Here is an 18,126-nt window from a genome sequence, read left to right as displayed (position 1 = left end):
CCCCTATATAACCCCAACAGCTTTCAGTTCCTCCCTTAAACATTGCAACTGATCTTTACTCAAAAAAACTAAAGGACTCCTCAAAACACCCATATCAATACCTCTAAGTTTTAAAGCTGCTTTGATACCAGAAAGATATGGGTATTTCTTTAATATCTGTCGTATAATTAGAATCCTATCCTGAATCTCTTTTGCCTTGGCTAAATTTCCTGCCCTAAACTCCTCGTATAATTTAATCACTATTTCGGGAAATGCATTTGCTATCGCTGAAACTGCACCATTCCCTCCCAACATCAAATGGGTGTATATCAATGCATCACTGCCACCCAAAAATACAAAATCTGGATTTTCCTTTTTTACAGCCATAATAGCATTATAAAACCATGTCACATCTTTGGAGCTGTCCTTAATTCCAATTATGTTTCTCAATTTAGCAAGCTCACACAGCGTCTTTACATCAATTTTGTTTCCTGTTCTGCTGGGAATGTAATAGATCAGAATTGGAAGATCTACTTCTTGAGAAACTTTAGCATAGTGCCTTAAGATACCCTCTCTTGACAATGGATAATAATAGGGAACTATCACATGGATTGCGTCAACCCCGATTCTCTCAGCCTCTTTACTTAACTTTATGGTTTCCCTTGTGGTTATTGCTCCAGTTCCAGCTATAACAGGGACTTTTCCCTTTACGGTTTCCACGGCTATTTCCATGATCCTGATTTTCTCCTCCTTTTCGAGTGAGAGTCCTTCTCCATTAGTTCCAAGAAGAAAAAGTCCGCTAACTTTTCTCTTAACCAAAAACTCCAAAAATGATGCAAATCTTTCTTCATCAATGCTTTCATCTTCCTTAAAAGGCGTTACAACCGGAGGAAAAATTCCTTCAATCATCAAAATCACCTCATTATTTCGCAATACTCTCTGCCTTTAATGAGCCTTCTAACTTCGTCTCTAACTATATACACTGGATCACCGGGTATGGTATGTGCCAATGCTGCCATAGCAATCCCCCATTCTAATGCTTCTTTTACATCTTGCTTCTCCAAGTACCTATATATGAAACCAGCATCAAAGGCATCTCCAGCTCCTATCCTGTCAACAACTTCTATTGGATAAGGTTTAACTCTGTAAATCCTTCCATCCTTAATTGCCATTGCTCCTTCAGAACCAAGAGTGAGCACAAGAACCTCAGGGCCATATCTTTGATACAGCTCCCGTACAATGTCCTCATAACTTCCTTCAGCAAGCAGAACACTCTTTGCATCTTCCTTTGTGACAATGAGTATGTCCACCTCTTTGAGAATCGCGTCAAGAGCTTTGAACGCTTCTTCAGGAGACCACAACTTTGCTCTGTAATTAACATCAAACGAAACTTTCGTACCAAATTCTTTTGCTCTTGTGATCCCCATTTTCACAGACTTTCTGCAACTTTCGCTCAATGAAACGGTTATCCCAGTAGTGTGGAATACATCGTATTCAGCGAGCACTTCCCAGTTTACTTCATGCGGCTGGATATTAGCAAACGCTGAGTTCTTTCTGTCATAAAGAACCTCAATTCCCCTGGGTTTTCTGCCAAATTCTATGAAGTACAATCCAACCCTGTATTCTTTTGTCCATATGACATTTGATACATCTACCCCATGCTCCCTGATCCGGTTAACTATTAGCCTCCCAAGAGGATTATCGGTGAGTTTGCTTATCCACGCCGATCTTCCACCAAGCCTGGCAAAGGCTATCGCAAAATTCGATTCGGCCCCACCAATACTAACTTCAAACTCCCTCGCCTGTTCAATTCGTTCAAAATTCTTCGTTGAGAACCTAATCATCGTTTCCCCAAAAGAAACTGCAGAAGGCATTTTAGACACCCCTAAGCTATTATACCAGTCAGTTCAATTGAAAACTCAATATGTTGGCTTTTCTCTGCTTTTGTCAGCTTCCCATTTGCAACACGTACTATCTCCTCCAGTATCATCCTCCCACCAATTTCAAGTATTTCATCAAGAGAAGCATCCCTTGATATTATCTCCTCAAGAAGAACGCTCAGGTCAACGTCTATTGCATCACGAAGCTTCCTCGCAGTAGTTGGATTCCCAGTTATTTTAATTACAGGTGAAACTGGAGAACCAAGATAGGTTCCCAAACCCGTTGTAAAAAGTATTATATGACTCCCGGCACACATTAGTCCACTTACTGCTTTAACGTCATATCCAGGACCGTCCATAAAGTACAGCCCTCTACCTTTTGGTTTTTCTCCGTAATCGAGGCACCCCTCCAATTGAGCATTTCCAGCCTTTTTGACTGCGCCAAGAGATTTTTCCTCTATGGTCGTTAGACCTCCCTTTATGTTTCCCATTGATGGCTGAGATCCTATCCAGTCAACCCCTCTTTTGTTAACATCCTCAACGGCTTTCTTTATTCTCCTAAGAAAATCTTCAGCAACCTCTTTGCTTTTAGCCCTTCTTGCTAAGATTTGCTCGGCTCCAACAAGTTCAAGCCTCTCAGTAATTATGGCAGTTCCACCATGCTCTATAAGAATGTCCACAGCTTTTCCAACAGAAGGGTTTGAAATTAAGCCAGAAGTATAGTCAGATGCCCCGCACTTCAAGCCAATAACGAGCTCTTCAACTCCAGCAGTCTCTCTCCGCGGAGTTAGATTTTCCTTTGCTCTGTTTACAAGTTCAACACCTTTCTCCACTGTCTTATCCATGCCAAGTTCTTGAATCAACAACGATTCTGCGTTTCTACCCCTCTTAGATATTTCATCAGCAAGTTGATGAGCATCGATGCCCTCACACCCGAGACCTACTACTAATGTCCATGCAACGTTTGGGTGAGAGCCAACGTTAGCCATGCACCTCAAAAACCGCTTCCTATCCTCTCCAAACATCCCACAAGCACCTTCTTCTTGAATTATCGGGATTGCTCCTGTTCTCCTTGCAATTTCCAGAGCTGCATGGTTTGCACATGCCACCGAGGATAGAACCACGATGTGGTTTCTTATCCCAAAGTCCCCATTCTCCCGCCTCCAGCCTTTTATCTCACCCAACTTCATTTCATCGCCCCCTGATACCTGCTCCTGACATTATGAATGTGTACATATTCACCAGCCTTTATGTTCCTCGTAGCGATTCCAATAATTTCCCCGTATTTAATGATGAAATCACCAGCATTTATGTCCCAAATAGCAAATTTGTGTCCTTGGGGGATGTCTTCAAGCAGAATTATTTCTCTGCCTCCAACTACAACTTTTTCTCCCTTTTTCAGTGGCACTATTGCAGTTGCAACATTATCCTTTCTGTTCATTATCACGAACTTCATGATATACTACCTCTGGTCATGGCTTTAGAATAACCCTTGGACTAAACCCGGTCTCAGCTTCTTTAATGGCCTTTTCCCATTCTTCAAGCCTAAAAGGTTTGGAGATTAATGGTTTTGTTTTTACTTTTCCTTCCCTCATCAGATAAAGAATCTTTTCCCAAGATGTCCACGAAGAGGACAGATGGAAAATTACTTCCACTGCCTTAAAGACAATCATGTTCCACGGAATAGTTACACTGCCCTTGGGGATTCCAAAGGCTATTATCCTTCCAAGATTTCTTGTTATTTGCAAAGCTTGGAGAACCGCTGGAGCAGCACCGCTTGCTTCAAAGGCGACATCAGCTCCTTTACCATTTGTTAAATACTTCACTTCTGAAACAGGATTTTCTTCGGCATACAACACATAATCAGCCCCAAGCTTTTCAGCCAGCTTCAACCTGTATTCATCCCTTTCAATCTTTGTGCCAACTATGGCGACTTCAGCTCCCGTTGCTTTAGCCACTTGGACAGCAAATAGTCCAACTGCTCCGGGACCGAAAATAACTACAAATTCCCCGGGTTGCAGGTTTGCTCTCTCATTCAAAGCGTAAACAACGTCAGCCCCGATCTCTGTAATGGCTGCTTCTTCAAAGCTCATGTTTTTGGGTATTCTGTGCAAACCGCTCACTGGAACCAAAATTTTTTCAGTGAATGCTCCATTCGCTTTTATGCCTATCACTTTTTTCTCTGGACAGTGTTGGGGATAGCCAGATTTGCACAGATAACACTTTCCACAAGTGGAGAATGTCGTCTGGGAGGTAACCCTATCACCTTTTTTCCACTCCCCCTTGTCCTCAGCGACAACTCCCGAGAACTCGTGACCCAGAATAATTGGAGGCTCATAAGGATGCCCTTTATCATGGATTATCAGCAGATCAGAGGCACATATTCCCGCAGCTTTCACATCAACAATTATATAGCCTTCCCGGCTTTTGGGCTCTGGAACATCTCTAAGCTCAATATTCCAAGGTCCTTTGGCGTATTTAACAAGAGCCTTCAATTCAGACCCCCCAACGATATAAGTAAAAAACGAAGATCAGCCCTTCCCCCCCAATCTCTTTACGAGTCCGTAAACCGGTTTCCATCCTTCATCTCCCGGAAGCTTGAGATAATCTTCCATCTCTTCTCTTGTTCTAAAGGTCACTTCTTCCACCGGCGGAACCTCCCCAGGTGGGAATTTCTCAAGGATTTGGTCAATCAATAGCTCCAAGTATTTAAGTATAAATGCTATAGCTCGTTTTGCTTTTTTTGCATCAGCGAGCGTGGCTTTTCCAACAACTCCTTCAGGAGTATTTACTATCTCAATTGGAATGTGACCCTCAGCACTGCTCCATCTCATTGGTCTCAGCAGACCATCCACAGCTTTATCAAAGTGGCCATCCGGCAGATAAGCCCTTGGAGTGGTATCAACTGCTTTGTCCATATCAACCATCTCTTTTGGGAAGAGAAGCAGGGCTATTGACGTTTCAGCCTCATCTGCATGAACAAAGTCTGTCTCAAATTCCCCTCCCCTCTCTTTGGTTCGGAAGAATTTTCCTGCCGCCCTGTGCCAATCAAGAGCAATATATATCCCCGGCAGCTGATACTTTTTCATAAATTCCTGAATAGCAGATTCAAGAACCCAGAAGTGACCGTGGTTGTTTATGAGTATCTGCTTTCTATAGCCGAGGTTCCAAAGTCCCAGCATAACATCAATGATGTAATCCTTCAGGTGGTCTTCCTCAATTATCACTGTTCCAGGCATTCCGTAATGGTGCCAGGGATGGGAGCCATAGTTTATTGGCCAGGTTATCGCTACAGGTTTTCCTTTTTTCTTCATGTATCTCCTCACGGCTTCACTTATCTGGGTAACATAGAGGGTGTCCGTCCCCGAAGGTAAGTGGTTGCCGTGAAATTCCGTACTTCCAATGGGAATCAACACAACATCACACTGTCTGACTTCTTCAAAAACCTTGTATCCCGGGGTTGTTTGTATATAGACTCCCGGCTTAGCCAGTTCAGGCGGACTTGGAATTCCAAATTCCTCCAAAATCCTGTCTATTTCTTCTTCACTTGCAGTCCATATATATTTTTCCAACTTTCCAACTGGAGTGTTCTCAAATGTTAAATCTTTTGGAATTTCACGTGACATTTTTACACCTCCATTTAGCATGACATCTGAAGCTCAAAAAAGAATAAAAGTGACGTTAGGGCTTTATCAAAACCTTCCCGATGTTGCTTTTCTGCTCACTCGCAAATTTCAATGCTTCAGCTGCATCCTCAAGTTTGAACCTGTGGGTCACTATTTTTGTCATATCAATTTTTCCGGATGCCATCAGATTAATAACACTCGGGAAGATTCCATGTCCAGAATGCCCTTGGGCTCCAAAAACCTGGGCTCTTCTAACCTGCAGAACTTCAAATTGAAGAGGAACATGTGTTACAGCCCTTCCGATGGCAACGACTTTTGCGTTAACTTTTTCACCATTCCATATTGTCTCTTCAATTGCTGGCCATGTCTTTGGGAAAGCCCCAGCAGCTTCCACATACATATCAGCGCCTTCTCCATGTGTAACTTCAAGGATTTTTCCAGAAACTGAATCTATTTTAGTTGGATCAATAACGACATCTGCACCCATTTCCTTTGCTAACTTTTGCCTTGCTTCTGCGATCTCAACTGCTATAACCTTGGCAGCCCCGGCAGCTTTAGATAGTGCAACAGCTGCCAGCCCTATAGGGCCAGCACCAAATACAACCACGTATGCCCCAGGTCTAAAACCTCCTCCCCTTTCAAAGATTCCATTGTACGCAACAGAGGTTGGTTCAACTAATGCTCCAGCTTCATAACCTTTTTTCTCCCCATATCTTTCTACAATTTCTGTTATCTCCCAGACAACCCTTGCTGGAACAGCAATGTATTCAGCGAAAGCACCATCCCTGCTGAATCCAATTTCTTGGAGGTTGATGCAGTGATTTGGATAACCATCCCTACAGTGTCTGCAATAGCCACACCATACCATTTCCTCAGCCGTTACTGGTGTTCCAACCTCAAATTTTTCTCCCCACTGATTGTATGCCTTTTCCCCAACCTTAACAATTTCACCCGAAAATTCATGTCCGAGAACACAGGGAAATGCCGTAAGCCCCGGATAAAGAATATAGCCATCCTCGTCGGATTCGTACATGTGTATATCAGACCCACATATGCCACATGCTTTAACCTTTATCAGGACTTCGTCCTCTTTGATCTTTGGAATTGGTCTACGCTCCACCCTAAGTTCAGGATACCTCCATACAAGCCCTCCAAGGTATGTCAATTTGCCTTCAATGTCCTTTGGAGTGGGCTTATATTCGGGTTTCGGATCCCATTTTGCATACAGAACAGCAGCCAGCATATCATCCATTGTGAACACCTCATGCCGCTTTAAGATACAAACAATATATAAGAATTTTCTTTAAAATTTAAACTACGCTGTAGAACATTCCCGCACTTAAAGGTAGATATACGTAGATCAAAATTCTTTAAGGAATCTCTCTGTCCATCAAATATCCATTTTTTGGAATATCTTCAGTAGAGAACATGCAATCTACTGGGGTTTTTCGATGTTAAATTTAAAATTTAACTTAAGCCAAGAAATATTGAAACTTCATTTAATTCTCTTAGATATGATTATTGTAGTAATTTCTTTAACCCCCTCAACAGTTGAGATATTGTAAAGCAAATTTGAAAGCTCCTCCCTCGTTCCAGCATGAACATGCACGCACATGTCGTACTCTCCAAGAACCTCATATAAATGCAATACCCCTTTCATTCTGGATATTTCATCTTCAACAGGAACCTGTCGATTCTTAGGTTGAGTTTTTATAAAAAGAAATGCCATGATTCCCTTCACTCCGATCACCTCTTGCCTACAATAATTTGTCAAACTTAATTCTGTAATTCCTAATTATAAGTAATGTTTGAGTTGATATGATTCCCTCCATCTTAGCCAGAGTGATTGCCAGAAATTCTCTTAACTCCTCCATGTTTCTGACAACTATTTTGGCCATAAAATCACATGTCCCTGTGACCTCATATAGCTCTATAACTTCCTTACGCTTTTGCAGTGCCTCTGCAACCTCTCTTCTCACTCTTGCTTCCACGCTTATTTCAACAAATGCCATGATATCATACCCAAGTCTTGAAAGGCTTATATTTGCTGAGTATCCTTCGATTATGCCCCTTTCTTCAAGCTTCTTTATCCTGTTTTTAACCCCCATCACACTCAGCCCAACTTTCTTGGCAATATCCGTGAGTGACATTCTTGCATTATCTTTTAATAAAAGTAAAATTTCCCTATCTATCTCGTCAAGGTCTGGCATCGATTCCACCTCCCATAATACAATAATTTTTAATTTTTAAACTACCTTGAGAGTTATTACCTCATTCGCTCCGACTTTTAATTTAATGATATTTCCATTGGTTTTGATCTTTTTGATTGGTTTCTCTGCCATGTTTGCAAGCCAAACCTCTTTAGGAACCCATCCCAGTTTTACAGTTGCATTAACATCCATGTCTTTCACATTATAAAATCGGATTATAGTACCATCTCCATCTTCAGATACTTTAAATGAACTCAAAATAAGGCATTCTGGCTCTAAACTTAAGAGTGAAATCTCCGTTTCCCTTATTCCTCCAATGGAAAATACCGGAGGAAAAATCTGATACCTTCTGGAAAAATTGTAAGCTTCAATCAAGTCATGCTTATCTGTAAACCATACTGAAAATTCTGCAATATGGTTTCCCAGACACTGTGCCTCAGGTGTTAAAAATGAGGGACCTGCATCCTCACTCCGAGTTAGTAGTCCTGGTCTGGAGAGCATACCAACGCTTCTCAGCAATGTAAGAGCAACTTCAACTTCCCCATCTTTCTGTATTGTTTCATATTCTTTAAGCCCTCTTGTAGATATAGCAACCCCACCAGTATCATCCGCGATGTAAACAAAGTTCTGCATTGGGTACCTTGACTCAGGGACTTCAGAATACTGAGAAAGATCCTCCGGAATCTCAATCTTGTTGGGCCTTGTCACTATACCAAAATAATCATCTGACATATTTGTTTCCACATGCACTGGAAGTGGAATATGCACCCTCAGTCTATGATCCTTTGCGATATTTTCAAATTCAATTTTAATGTCAACCCTTGGACTCCTCTTGTAAATTATGTATGTAATATTAACAGGCATTGAGACTTTCTTCTCGGATCTTCTTTCCCTCTCAAAGTCAAAAGATTGTGGCAGTCTAAGTTCATGTTCAACCTCCACGGAAAATCCAATAGAATCTTCCGTTATGCGTTTAATTTTAGCCTTCTGTCCAAGAGTTGTTATTATTTCAGGATTTTTTGAGGGAGAGTAGTTGTACTCGTCGCCCACATCTTCTGCATCTTCAAGGAAGAAGAGGTTTCTGTACATCCTACCTGTTCTCCTGTCTTCAATTGTTAACGTGCCATCTTCATTGACGTTAACTTTAAGGAATGCTGTTTCTATGACATTCTTTGATATCTCCTTTGGTCTAAGGATTCCGCTGTCAAATTCAATATTAAATGTTTTGAAGCCCATTGGCGGAAGCTCCGCCTCAAATTTGATTTTTACAACTTTTCCTTTTTTCAGCTGAGGAGGTGCCTCCTCCGTGAGAAATCTTGCAATGTACTCTTCCTCAAATGTATTACTCAAAGCCTGTATTCCATCAAAGACCCTCTCTTGTATGTATTCAACAACTGTCGGCAGTTTTTTCCCCTTTTCCATGACCACTAATCGTTCAAGTAAATTCTCCGGAAGTTCTTCAGGCATGTAGAGTTCTTTCTCAACTACCGTTTTTGTTTTCCTTTCAAAGGGTGAGAATACAAAAAGCTGAAGATTTCCATTTTCTGTCCCATTTTTCACTAATGTCCCTGCTATCTTATTCACAAGCTCTAATTTTATGACTTTAATGAGCTGAAGAACCTGATCTTGGAGCACCTCCATTTCCTTGTGAACCTGGTCAATGCTGCATCCACATATGTCATCATGGGGAAGTGTTTTCAAAAAGAGCTTCCATGCATAGAACAACAGGTCTAAAACTGAACCCAAGGGCAGACTATAAATATATGCAATGGCACTCAGTGGCTCGACGATACTCACAAGTTCTTTTTCTATTAGATGACTCCTCTGCTTAAGATGGATACGAGCTGAAGCAACATCCTTAAGTATTGGAGCATATTTCGGATCACGCATTTCTCCCTCTATCTTCTTCAAGCTGAGTTCCATTCTCTGCAAAATTTGAACATATTCATCGAGGGTTACAATTTTACACTTTAAGCCCTCTGAATTCAACTTTCTAACGAAGTCTGGTAACAGGGGAAAGGGGAATCTATGATCGTTTCCTGCCATTAAAAGTATGTGACCGCTCGGAGAGTGTTTGAACAGAAACTCAACTTCTTTTTCCACCATTCTCTTAAATTCATGGTAATCACTGGGGGGAACTCCTAAATTCCAATAGCCCCTTATTATGTTTATGCAAAGAACCTCGCTTCCATCTGGTCCCCTCCATATAAACTCTGTATCACGACATTTATCTCCCACACCACGCCATATAAGAACGGAATCCATCCCAAGCCCTCTTATTAAAGTCGGCACATACGCAGAATGCCCAAACATATCAGGGAGATATGCAACTTTCATTGAAGGTAAAGACAGTTCCTCTAAAACTCTCTGTGCAATGAGGAAGTTTCTGATAAAAGTTTCCCCAGAAATTAGGAACTCATCTGGAAGAACATAAAATGGCCCTACTGATACCCTTCCATTGCGAATCATTGAAAATAAGGTTTCAGTTTTCTGAGGATCCTTTTCGATCTCCAAGTAGTCCTCAAGGGCTATTACCTGACCATCCAGATTAAACTTGAATTCTGGAAATTTCTCAAGCATCTCTAAAAGCACGTCTATTACATGAAGGAGTCTTGCCCTAAATATCTGAAAAGGCAGATACCATTCTCTATCCCAATGTGTGTGAGGAAGAAAATAAATTATCTTTTCTTTCATGACAACCATCTCCTTTGCTTTGTAGGCTTCCAAATGCTTAATTTTCACTTTTACAAGTCAATTTATATGTTTTTCAGAGAGTCTCTCCAGTTTAAAAGCTTTTCTACGATTAAAAGAGTTTTGACATCCCCAATTAGCATAACAGAGAGCTGAGATATTGATAACGGAAAGACTCATGGGTATAAAGTTTTTAAAGGTTTATCCATGGTGAGGATCACGCCGCCCGAATTGTATCCATACCCCTATAAAAGAGACATTTGAGTATGCGCTTCCTGAATTTCTAAACTCTAATCCAAACTACAAGGACACATATAGAGTGTGCTTTTCATACATCAACTATTTCAACAGAAAAATTAAACACATGTGTGTTGAAAAAGGTTTATTAGGTAATGAAAGGGCTTAGCATATGATAAAGGCGTTTAAAGCCCATCATGGGAACTATCAAAGGAGGATTTTCCGAGAGGTGGGAATATGGATCCAAAATTGGTAGAAATGCACAGAAAGTTGTTTAGCAATAAACTCCAGAAAAGGCTAATTTTAGATGAAAAAGGAGGAGTGGTCTTTAATCCAGGAATATACCGCTCGGAAGACGGAAAATACTATCTGTATGCAAGAACATCAACCCACCATGTTAATTACACTTCCTGGATACGCCTCTATGAATCAGAGGATGGCATTAATTTTAAGAAGACAAAGGAATTTTTCTTATATCCTCCATACACAATTGAAGAATACATCTACGGATTTGAAGACGACAGATGCTCCAAAATTAATGAATGGTGGGTTCATACCCATTCAACATTGCTTGCAAACGATACAGAATCCCCATCAAGAAAAAACTTCACCGACTATATCGGAGTTTCCCTCGGAAAAAAAGCAGATGAGGCTTATTTTGTTGGAATAGTGGATATTCCAGACGATAAAAACTCGGCACTGGTTGGAGATAAACCCTGGCTAATCCACAGACCAGTAACATGGAGCAAACCACCGTGTATATGGTATGGAGATTTTAGCGAGGGGTTCAAACAAGCCCAAGCCCTTTATACCAAAGCTAAAGAAAATAAACTACCTTATGAAAGGCTTATAAGGATAATTCCCCCAAAAAACAACAGAATTCTGCTCGCACCTCTTGATGAGTGGGGAGTTTACAAAATTGGACTTGGAGCACAGCCAATTTACATTGGAAACTCAAGATACCTCTTCACAGTCCACGTGAGAAGTATCCCCTATCAGTATTGGGTTACAGCGGGTATCTTAAAAGTAAAAGATGAGCCAAAGATTGAAAAGTTATTGCCAATACCTCTCTGCATTCCCGATACTCCCTGGGAGATAATAGGTGATGTGCCAAAAGTGTGCTTTATCTGTGGAGTAACCTTGGCAGATGGGAAGGTTGAAGGGTGGTATGGAGCTGCAGACACAAGGATAATGAAGTTTGAAATTGACCTTGACTATCTACTTTCAGTTATCGAGGAATACGGCATTACCGAGGAAAAGATAAATGAAAATATTGAAGAGTATGTAAAAGAAAACAGAGACAAGCTGATAAATAACGAGCTTATTGATCAGGAATGGCTGCATACAATTCTCCAATGATCTCTTTCTTTTCTATTTTGCACACTGTTTTCCGGGACTTATTATGAAAAGCTCAGCATTTCCCTCAACTACAAATCTGCCAATTGAGCCCGGAACAAGCACATGCTTTGTGCTGTCTATGTAGGTTTTTTCCTGCTTCCCCGTAATGTTTGCTTTTCCGGCAGTGCATACAATAATTACAAATGAATCAACTAAGAACTCTTTGGATCCCTTCAAATGCAGATACTCAATTCTGAAAAATTCTGTATTCAGAGGTTTATCCCTTATTGAACCCAGCAGCAATTCATCCAGGCTTCTTTTCTTTACAACCTTTTTCGCTTTATCAAGATGCAGCTCCCTTCCCCTGCCAAAGTCATATACCCTGTATGTGATGTTCGAGTTTGTAGATACTTCAAGCACTTTTGTACCTGCACCTAATGCATGCAATGTTCCGGATGGGATGTTTATTGCATCCAGTCTTTTAACATCCACCCTGTGCATCTTTTTGATAACATCTTCTTCCACTTCAGAAAAATCGCCCTCAAAACCCAAATATACAAAACCCCTGTCCGAGAGAACTACCCACGCTTCTTCCTTTCCATGATCATTTTCTCCAAGCTTTTTAGCGTCTTCCTCCGATGGATGAACCTGAACACTTAGAGTTTCATTTGGGTCTATTATTTTTACAAGAATTGGGAAATCGGAACATTCAATATTGCCAAATATGTACTCTTTATGTTTTTTCAACAAATCCAAAAAATTGTACTCCTTATCTCCCACCTCAACAACCGATGGATTCTCTGGATGTGCTGAAAAAATCCAGGTTTCAGTGCCCCATACCTTTTTTATAACGTCTCCAGAGTGCTCTATAAACTCGAACATGATTTTCACCAAAAGTTTTATAAAAATTCAGCTTATATAACTTTCGATTTCATTTATGGAGGGAGTACAATGCTCATATACGACATACCGGAAGTTAAAAGGGAGAATAAAACCACAGATATCGTAAAAAGAACCGGAGTCCTATCTGCAAACAACATACATCTCACCAACTACCCGGGAAAACCGGCGGCTGTCTTCAACCCAGGACTGCTTATTGAAGGGGACACACTAACTGTATATGCAAGGATGGTTACCGGATATTACATGCACCCGTATTCAAGCGCAATTGTTGAAGTTAAAATACCTGTAGATGACTTGGATGAAGTCTCCAGAAAAAGATATGAAGGCAAGTTAATAATCATTCCAGATACGGAGTACGACATGTGGGGAGTAGAAGATCCACGGGCTACAATTGTTAATAGTGAAAAAGTTCTTGTGTACTGCGGACTGACCAAAAGATATTACACCGAAGAACTATTCAGGAATCTCCCAGTGGCTGCTGTTTATAGAGATGGGAGCTGGAAAAAGATAGGGGCATTCAAAGTTAAAGGAGCAAAAGTCGTTGGGGATAAGGACGCATTTCTTGTCGAAATGAACGGATTAAAAATGTTTCAGAGACCAACAATTAGGGAAAATGGAACAACCAAAGATTTATGTGTAATCAGTGAAGTTCCAGAAGATATTTTTGAGACTTCTGAACCAAGGGAGATTGAGACATACAATGGAATTGTCCCAATAGACAAAGAAAAATTCGAATACAAAATTGGCTGGGGAACCCCACCGCTTAAAGTTGGAAAAGATGAATACCTTTTGATTCTCCATGCCGCGGACATGGATGCTATATATAAGGCATTTGCAGTTCTCATGAACGGCAACGGAAAGATAACTGCAGTCACTCCCCATTATATAATGGAACCTCAAGAAATCTATGAAAAATATGGGGACAGACCCCACGTTGTCTTCCCCACAGGAATAGCCCGGCTCGATGACGAAATCCTCATAGCATACGGTGCCGCTGACAGCTTCATTGGAATTGGAAAAATAGACTTCAGTGAGATAATGTCAATTCTGGACTCCAACAGAGTTTATTGATATTTCTTTATTTTTCTATTTCTGGCATCTTTGTATTGAAGAGCAGATATCCCAATTATGAACAATAACAATAGAGACATCCCTATAATGTTAGCATAAAACGCAGGTTCACCTCGTTTAAGGAAAGGCATCACAATAAGACCCAGCACCAAAAATAAAAGGGCAGAAGCCAAGAGGGATCTGTATAGCATTGGATGCATGAAATCACCCCTGATACAGATGACATGCTACATAGTGTCCAGGGCTGACCTCCTTTAATTCTGGTTCGACCTTACTGCAAATGTCTTTTGAATACGGACACCTGGTATGAAACTTGCATCCGCTTGGTGGATTTAATGGGCTTGGGATATCCAGACTTTTGAGCTTCAATGGCTTCCTTTTTCTTGAGAGTTCTGGATCTGCCACAGGAACCGAAGATATCAGAGCCTTGGTATATGGATGCAGCGGATTCTGAATAACCTCCTCAGCCGCCGCTACCTCTACGATTTTTCCGAGGTACATGACTGCAATTGAACCTCCACCCTTTGCCGAAAAATACCGAGCTGCCCCAAAATCATGTGTTATAAAGAGATAGGATGTTCCAACTTCCTCCTTCAGCTTTAGTAGCAGATCCAGTATTCCAATTCTCAGCGATACATCAATCATTGTGATAGGTTCATCCGCCACTATAACATCTGGATTGACACTAATGGCCCTTGCAATAACAACCCTCTGCCTCTGACCACCACTGAGCTGGTGTGGGTACTTATTTATAAATTCTCCCGGGGGGTTTAAACCAACCAACTCCAAGAGTTCAGACACTTTTTCTCTTAATTCATTCCTTGACTTTGCAATTCCCCATCTTTTCAGAGGGGCAGCAAGACTTTGAAATACTGTCTTTGTTGGATTTAATGCGGAGTAAGGATCCTGATGTACAATTTGAACATTTCTCCTATACTCCAGATATTCCTCCTTGGAGAGACTGGATGTGTCTTTTCCTTTGTAAAGTATCTTCCCCGCTGTTGGCTTTACTACCCCCACAATGGTTCTTCCAACTGTTGTTTTCCCACATCCAGATTCTCCAACAAGTGTGAAAATTCCCTCCTCAGGTATCTCAAAACTCACCCCATCCACTGCTTTGACATAATAAGTCCTACCAAAAATGCCCTTCTTCACAGGAAAGTAGACCTTCAGATCCCTCACTTCTATTATAGGTGTGTCCAACATCGTTCCCTCCATTGCTATTGTTTTGAATACAGCCAGCATGATACCACATGTCCAGGCTTGATCTCAACCGCTGGTGGCTCTTCTCTCTTGCACTTTTCGAAAGCATATGGACAGCGCGGGTGGAATATGCATCCGGAAGGAGGATTTATTAAGTCGGGCAATGACCCTGGGATTGACCTCATTTTATTTATGTCACCGGTCAAGTCAGGAATGCTGCTCATCAAAGCTTTTGTGTAAGGATGATGCGGATTTTTGAAAACTGTAAAAACATCCCCTTTTTCCATAAGTTTTCCAGCATACATCACTATAACATCATCTGCAATATCGGCAATTGTAGCTATATCATGGGTTATGAACATCACCGTCATGTGTGTTCTTCTGTGGAGATCTTTAATCAAATCCAAGATAAGCCTCTGAGTGAGCAGATCAAGTGCTGTGGTTGGTTCATCCAATATCAACAGTTCGGGTTCAAAAATCATTGATAATGCTATTAACACCCTCTGTTTCATTCCCCCGCTGAGCTCATGGGGATAACCGTACAAAACACGCTCTGGCTCAAGATTGAGCATTTTCATAATTTCCACGGCTTTCTCCACTATCAGCTTTTTATCATTTATTCCGTGGGCATTCCCTGTTTCTATAAAGTGATCTATGATTTTTATTGTTGGATTCAGAGCATTCAATGCTGCTTGTGGAACATAAGAGATCTTTTTCCATCTGATCTCATTCATTTCCTTTTCTGAAAGCTTAACGAGGTCTATTCCATGAAACATGACAGAACCTTTATGAATCCTGGTTAGACGAGGCAGCTGTCTCAATATTGCAAGTGCCAGCGTGGTTTTCCCGCTTCCAGATTCTCCAACAACTCCCACGATCCTTCCCTTCTCTATTGAGAAAGAGACATCGTTCACTGCAGGTAGAGGACCACGTGCAGTTAAGTAATGAACTACAAGATTTTTAACCTCAAGAATGCGTTCGTTGCCCATTCCCCTTCCCTCCTTATGACACCTCTGTTCTTATTCTCGGGTTGAACACTTCATCCAGTGCATACGTCAGGAGAATTAAGCCCGTCTGTAGAAGGACTATTGCCAAGATTGGGGCAAGGAAGTAGTGCAGAGCTGCAACAGAAGCTCCTCCTCCAGCTTGCTTGTATGCCATGTTAAGCATAACTCCCCAGTTGTACGTACTTATTGGGAGAACACCGAGAAAGTACAGACCAACGGAGGCATAAATTGCTCCCACAGCGGCAAACACAAAGTTTATTGCAATATAGCTTATTAGATTGGGCATTATTTCCCTTAATATTATGTGGTGAGTTTTCATTCCAAGGACTTTCGCTGCCTCTATAAAGTCACGTTGCTTAATAGAGAGCACCTGCGATCTTATGCTCATAGCTAAGCCTGTCCACCACCTGATGGCTATCAATGCACCTATTGTCCAAGGTTGGTATGTTCTTATGACCGTTGACAGAACTATAATCAATGGAAGACCCGGTATTGTCATGATTATCTGGGTTATCCCAGTCAACACGGTATCCACCATACCCCCCTTGAATCCAGCTGTCAAACCCACAAGCACTCCGATTATTGTGGTTATTAATCCCGCAGTAAGGGCTATCTGAAGCACGATTGGAGTTCCATACACTATCTGAGCCAAGATGTCAGTCCCAATGTAATCGCAACCCAGCGGGTGTTCAAAAGATGGGGGCCATTTTAGCAGAGAAGGGGGCTCGTAAGGCATGCAGGTAAAAGATTGAGGCTCCTGAATTATATGTGTACCTACTATCCCCACAAAGAGATATCCTAAGGCGATTATCAGTCCTACAAGCCCCCTTTTGTTTCTTGCAATTATCTTTCCAGGAATTATAATCCAATCCTCTACAGCATTTCTGATGAGCTCAGAGAAAGATGATCCGTTCTGAGCCATTTTCATGCACCTCTCCTAATTCTTGGATCAATCACTCCGTACAGTATATCTGCTATAAGCGCCGAAATTACAACAGCCACGATAATGATGTTGAAAACCCCCAGCATTAGGTATGTATCTCTCATGGTTATTGCCTGATACAGCAGGTTTCCAACCCCTGGATAAGCAAATATGTATTCTATGAAAACCGAACCTCCAAACATGAAGCCTATACTCAGCATAAAGCTTGTGAACAGCGGCAGTATTGCATTTTTCCCGATGTATGAGACAAGTATCCTTCTGCTTGGAAGGCCTCTGATTTTTGCGTAGGTAATGTAGTCCTCTCCAAGCACAGTTACAGTGCTTGCTCTCATGCTAAGCGCCCATCCACTAACATGCACTATAACCCAAGAGAGTATTGGGAGTGCTGCATGTTTCAGCACATCTTTTATAAATGGTAAATTAAATCCGGGGGTAACATTGGGACTATACGCCCCTCTTGTTGGGAACCATCCAAAGTGGAATCCGAACACAATTAAGAGCACCAAAGCAACAACATATTCTGGAATCGATCTGATTATAGAGAAGAAGACTGCCAAAAAAGAATCAATTTTACTTCCATGAACGTAAGCCATTCCCGTCCCAATTAGAATACCTATAGCGAAGCTTATAATAAGAGCGGAACCTACAACCAAAACGGTCCAGGGAATTGCTTGAACCAGCAAATCCTTTACAGGAGTCCCCGTACTGTACGAAATAGAAACACCAAGATTTCCATGAAGAAAACTGATTAGATAGCTTATATATTGGTGCAGCACAGACCCCTTAGGTATGAATGGTGCTGCAGCCTCTGCAAGACTCTTTGCGGAGTCATAGTCCATGTAGTACTGGGATACAAACATCTGAATGAGAGCCTGAACGGGATCGCCAGGCATTGCCTTTACAACAAAAAACGAGAGAGTTACTGCAAAGTATATGGTAATTAATGCAATCAGCAAACGCTTTGTAAACCACTTCAGCACAGGCATGTACCCCTTTAAGGCTGAGGATGAACCATCCATTTCTGCCACCTCTGGAGGA

General features: G+C 41.4%; 18 protein-coding genes. 2 read left to right on the top strand and 16 right to left on the bottom strand.

What is annotated here, in order from left to right; translation table 11 throughout:
* Positions 1-3 precede the first annotated feature (3 nt).
* The 10 genes from dapA to VFC49_RS09615 form a co-directional block, all read right to left on the bottom strand.
* Positions 4-888, bottom strand: a complete 885-nt coding sequence (gene dapA, locus VFC49_RS09660; protein ID WP_324735391.1) for a 4-hydroxy-tetrahydrodipicolinate synthase — start codon at positions 886-888, stop codon at positions 4-6.
* A 5-nt stretch (positions 889-893) separates the two neighbouring features.
* On the bottom strand, positions 894-1,853 hold the full coding sequence (locus tag VFC49_RS09655) for a sugar kinase (RefSeq protein WP_324735390.1): 960 nt from the start codon (positions 1,851-1,853) through the stop codon (positions 894-896).
* Positions 1,854-1,864: 11 nt separating this feature from the next.
* Positions 1,865-3,049: a UxaA family hydrolase gene (locus tag VFC49_RS09650; RefSeq protein WP_324735389.1), complete on the bottom strand. Its 1,185-nt coding sequence runs from the start codon at positions 3,047-3,049 to the stop codon at positions 1,865-1,867.
* Positions 3,046-3,315 carry a UxaA family hydrolase gene (locus VFC49_RS09645; protein ID WP_324735388.1) on the bottom strand — a complete coding sequence of 90 codons (270 nt, stop codon included), beginning with the start codon at positions 3,313-3,315 and terminating at the stop codon, positions 3,046-3,048. The genes VFC49_RS09650 and VFC49_RS09645 overlap by 4 nt, the downstream gene beginning before the upstream one ends.
* Before the next feature lie 16 nt (positions 3,316-3,331).
* Positions 3,332-4,354, bottom strand: coding sequence for a zinc-binding dehydrogenase (locus tag VFC49_RS09640; protein WP_324735387.1), 1,023 nt, complete (start codon positions 4,352-4,354; stop codon positions 3,332-3,334).
* 36 nt (positions 4,355-4,390) lie between these two features.
* Positions 4,391-5,485 (bottom strand): 3-dehydro-scyllo-inosose hydrolase, encoded by a 1,095-nt coding sequence (iolN, locus tag VFC49_RS09635; RefSeq protein ID WP_324735386.1) that lies wholly within the window; start codon positions 5,483-5,485, stop codon positions 4,391-4,393.
* A 55-nt stretch (positions 5,486-5,540) separates the two neighbouring features.
* Complete coding sequence (gene iolM / locus VFC49_RS09630) at positions 5,541-6,737, bottom strand: scyllo-inosose 3-dehydrogenase (RefSeq protein WP_324735385.1); 1,197 nt, start codon at positions 6,735-6,737, stop codon at positions 5,541-5,543.
* Positions 6,738-6,980: 243 nt separating this feature from the next.
* Entirely contained in the window at positions 6,981-7,226 is a 246-nt protein-coding gene (locus tag VFC49_RS09625; protein ID WP_013466290.1) for an Lrp/AsnC family transcriptional regulator, read from the bottom strand.
* A 16-nt stretch (positions 7,227-7,242) separates the two neighbouring features.
* Positions 7,243-7,695 carry an Lrp/AsnC family transcriptional regulator gene (locus VFC49_RS09620; RefSeq protein WP_013466289.1) on the bottom strand — a complete coding sequence of 151 codons (453 nt, stop codon included), beginning with the start codon at positions 7,693-7,695 and terminating at the stop codon, positions 7,243-7,245.
* Positions 7,696-7,731: 36 nt separating this feature from the next.
* Entirely contained in the window at positions 7,732-10,437 is a 2,706-nt protein-coding gene (locus tag VFC49_RS09615) for an alpha-mannosidase (protein ID WP_324735384.1), read from the bottom strand.
* A gap of 423 nt (positions 10,438-10,860) precedes the next feature.
* Between VFC49_RS09615 and VFC49_RS09610 the strand changes: the two genes are divergently transcribed.
* A complete protein-coding gene (locus VFC49_RS09610) occupies positions 10,861-11,982 on the top strand; it encodes a hypothetical protein (protein WP_324735383.1) in 1,122 nt (373 codons plus the stop codon).
* Between the two features lie 12 nt (positions 11,983-11,994).
* On the opposite strand, the gene VFC49_RS09605 is transcribed toward VFC49_RS09610, so the two are convergent.
* Complete coding sequence (locus VFC49_RS09605) at positions 11,995-12,843, bottom strand: type I phosphomannose isomerase catalytic subunit (protein ID WP_324735382.1); 849 nt, start codon at positions 12,841-12,843, stop codon at positions 11,995-11,997.
* A gap of 69 nt (positions 12,844-12,912) precedes the next feature.
* Here VFC49_RS09605 and VFC49_RS09600 point away from each other — a divergent pair, with 69 nt between their 5' ends.
* Positions 12,913-13,935 (top strand): hypothetical protein, encoded by a 1,023-nt coding sequence (locus VFC49_RS09600; protein ID WP_324735381.1) that lies wholly within the window; start codon positions 12,913-12,915, stop codon positions 13,933-13,935.
* On the opposite strand, the gene VFC49_RS09595 is transcribed toward VFC49_RS09600, so the two are convergent.
* Genes VFC49_RS09595 through VFC49_RS09575 form a run of 5 tightly spaced genes read right to left on the bottom strand, consistent with a single transcriptional unit; the run spans position 13,929 to position 18,107 of the window.
* Entirely contained in the window at positions 13,929-14,135 is a 207-nt protein-coding gene (locus VFC49_RS09595) for a hypothetical protein (RefSeq protein WP_324735380.1), read from the bottom strand. The two genes, VFC49_RS09600 and VFC49_RS09595, sit on opposite strands and share 7 nt — an antisense overlap.
* A gap of 4 nt (positions 14,136-14,139) precedes the next feature.
* Entirely contained in the window at positions 14,140-15,138 is a 999-nt protein-coding gene (locus VFC49_RS09590; protein ID WP_324736720.1) for an ABC transporter ATP-binding protein, read from the bottom strand.
* Positions 15,139-15,155: 17 nt separating this feature from the next.
* Positions 15,156-16,127 carry an ABC transporter ATP-binding protein gene (locus VFC49_RS09585; protein WP_324735379.1) on the bottom strand — a complete coding sequence of 324 codons (972 nt, stop codon included), beginning with the start codon at positions 16,125-16,127 and terminating at the stop codon, positions 15,156-15,158.
* A gap of 13 nt (positions 16,128-16,140) precedes the next feature.
* Entirely contained in the window at positions 16,141-17,073 is a 933-nt protein-coding gene (locus VFC49_RS09580; protein ID WP_324735378.1) for an ABC transporter permease, read from the bottom strand.
* On the bottom strand, positions 17,070-18,107 hold the full coding sequence (locus VFC49_RS09575; RefSeq protein WP_324735377.1) for an ABC transporter permease: 1,038 nt from the start codon (positions 18,105-18,107) through the stop codon (positions 17,070-17,072). Before VFC49_RS09575 ends, VFC49_RS09580 begins: the two co-directional genes overlap by 4 nt.
* Positions 18,108-18,126: the final 19 nt, after the last annotated feature.

This window comes from Thermococcus sp. SY098 (assembly GCF_035621495.1).
Lineage (GTDB): Archaea > Methanobacteriota_B > Thermococci > Thermococcales > Thermococcaceae > Thermococcus_B.
The sequence above is the reverse complement of the archived record's forward strand: the minus strand, read 5'-3'. Positions and strand labels throughout refer to the sequence as shown.